We start from the raw sequence: 2,608 nt of genomic DNA, 5'->3' as shown, positions 1-2,608 counted from the left end.
GAACAGAAGGAAGGCCCACAACGCGGCGTTCGGCGTGCCCGTAAGGGCGATCGAGCTGCCATAGCTCTTCGGGATGAAGAACGCGCCGAAGGCCGCGATCGCCGAGGTGAAGCCGGTGATGGCGGCGGACTCCTTCTCCGCCTGCTGCCGACGCGCTTCGACATCCGCGGCAGGCATCAGGCGAGCCATCTCCTTGGCCATGATCACCGGGATCATCTGGAAGGTGGAGGCGTTGCCGACACCAGTGGCGAAGAACAAGAGCAGGAATGCCGTGAAGAAGCCCATGAATGCGCCCGGCTGATCCTTGATGCCGATGAACCACAGGACGCCGGCAACCCCGACGATCATCAGCACGAAAGCCCAGAAGGTGACGCGCGCGCCGCCATATTTATCCGCAAGCCAGCCGGAGCCCGAGCGCGAGAGGGCGCCGACGAGCGGGCCGAGGAAGGCGTACTGGAGCGCATTGACATCCGGAAACAGCATCTTCGTGAGCAGCGGAAAGCCGGCCGAATAGCCGATGAAGGATCCGAACGTGCCTGTGTAAAGCCAGCACATGATCCAGTTGTGACGACGCTGGAAGATAACGGCCTGCTCACTGAAGGATGCCTTGGCCGAAGCGATGTCGTTCATGCCGAACCAGGCGGCAAACGCCGAGAGCGCGATAAAAGGCACAAAAACGAAGCCGGCATTCTGCAGCCAGAGCGGCGCATCGCCGGCCGCCCCCTTGACCATGGCCGGATCGCCGCCGAGCCAGCCGAATATCCCGGTGGTGATCGCCAGCGGCACGACGAACTGGACGACGCTGACACCGAGATTGCCGAGGCCGGCATTGAGCGCAAGCGCATTTCCCTTCTCCGCCTTCGGGAAGAAGAAAGAGATGTTGGCCATCGACGAGGCGAAATTGCCGCCACCAAAGCCGCAGAGCAGCGCCAGGATCAGCAGCACGACATAGGGCGTGTCTGGGTTCTGCACCGCATAGCCGATGCCGACAGCCGGGATGATCAGCGACCAGGTCGTAAGCGTCGTCCAGAGCCTGCCGCCGAAGATCGGCACCATGAAGGAATAGAAGATACGCAGCGTCGCCCCGGAGATTCCGGGCAGAGCGGCGAGCCAGAAGAGCTGGTCGGTGGTGAAGGTGAAGCCCACGAGCGGGAGCTTGGCGACGACAACCGACCACACCTGCCAGATGGCGAAGGAAAGCAGCAGTGCCGGGATCGAAAGCCACAGGTTGCGCTTCGCGATGCGGCGACCGGTTTCAGCCCAGAAGGTTTTGTCCTCCGGTCGCCAGTCAGTGAGAGGCCCGCCCGTTCTCGTCTTTGCCACAGGCTCAGGCATTTGCTGCATTTCGGGGAAAGGCGGGAGCCTGGCGAGAGCCTCGCCAACCGTTCCGCGTTCCATCTGGCGGATGGCCATGTGCATCCAGAGCAGCGCGCCGGAGACCAGCAGGAAGAGCGCCATGAAGCAGCTTGTCCAGAGGCCGGTCAGGTCAAGCAGCAGGCCGAACAGGATCGGCAGCACGAAACCGCCGAGGCCGCCGATCATGCCGACCAGCCCGCCGACGGAACCGACATGGTCGGGATAGTAGACCGGGATGTGCTTGTAGACGGCGGCCTTGCCGAGGGCCATGAAGAAGCCGAGCACGAAGATCGTGACGATGAAGCCGAAAAGGCCCATCTCGATATGGAAGGAGGTCGCGCCGTTGATGCCGTGGACGACGTAGTCGGTCGGTGGATAGGACAGGATGAAGGTCGTCACCACCGAAACCAGGAAAGTCCAGTAGAGCACGCGGCGGGCGCCGAAGCTGTCCGAAAGGTGTCCGCCATAAGCACGAAACAGGCTCGCCGGCACCGAGAAGAAGGCGGCGATCATGCCGGCCGTCTTGATGTCGAGGCCGTAGACGTTGATGAGATATTGCGGCAGCCAGAGCGCGAGCGCGACAAAGGCGCCGAACACGAAGAAATAGTAGAGCGCGAAACGCCAGATCTGCACGTTCTTCAGTGGCTCGAGTTCGAGCCACGCGCTTTTCGGCTTGATGCCGGATCGCCGGCGTTCGACGATGACCGGGTCGTCATCCGTCGTAAACCAGAAGATGACGGCCATGACGACGAGGGCCGCTGCCCAGACCTCAGCCACGGCCTGCCATCCGAAGGCGACGAGCACGAAGGGGGCGAGGAATTTGGTGACCGCGGCACCGACATTGCCTGCACCGAAGATACCGAGCGCCGTACCTTGTCTTTGCGGCGGGAACCAGCGCGACACATAGGCGACACCGACCGAGAAGGAGCCGCCGGCGATGCCGACGCCGAGGGCCGCGACCAGCATCTGCGGATAGGTGTGAGCATAGGACAGAAGGAAAGTCGCGACCGCGGCCGCGAGCATATTCACCGTGAAGACGATCCGGCCCCCGTAGCGGTCGGTCCAGATGCCAAGCGCGACCCTGAGCAGCGAACCCGTCAGGATCGGCGTGCCGACAAGCAGGCCGAACTGCGTCTCGTTGAGGCCGAGTTCCTGGCGGATGCGAATGCCTATAATGGAGAAGATGGTCCAGACCGCGAAGCAGACCGTAAATGCCGCCGTGCTTGCACCCAGGATTTGACCGGACTTCGGA

At 62.7% G+C, this 2,608-nt stretch carries 1 protein-coding gene; it reads right to left on the bottom strand.

Annotated features, from left to right (window positions below):
- On the bottom strand, positions 1–2,592 hold a 2,592-nt coding region (locus tag EOA38_RS33175; protein ID WP_145966191.1), incomplete at its 3' end, for an MFS transporter.
- Positions 2,593–2,608: the final 16 nt, after the last annotated feature.

Origin of the sequence: Mesorhizobium sp. M1E.F.Ca.ET.041.01.1.1 (assembly GCF_003997355.1) — a bacterium.
In the GTDB taxonomy this organism is placed as follows: domain Bacteria; phylum Pseudomonadota; class Alphaproteobacteria; order Rhizobiales; family Rhizobiaceae; genus Mesorhizobium.
This window is presented reverse-complemented; position numbering and strand designations above follow the sequence as displayed.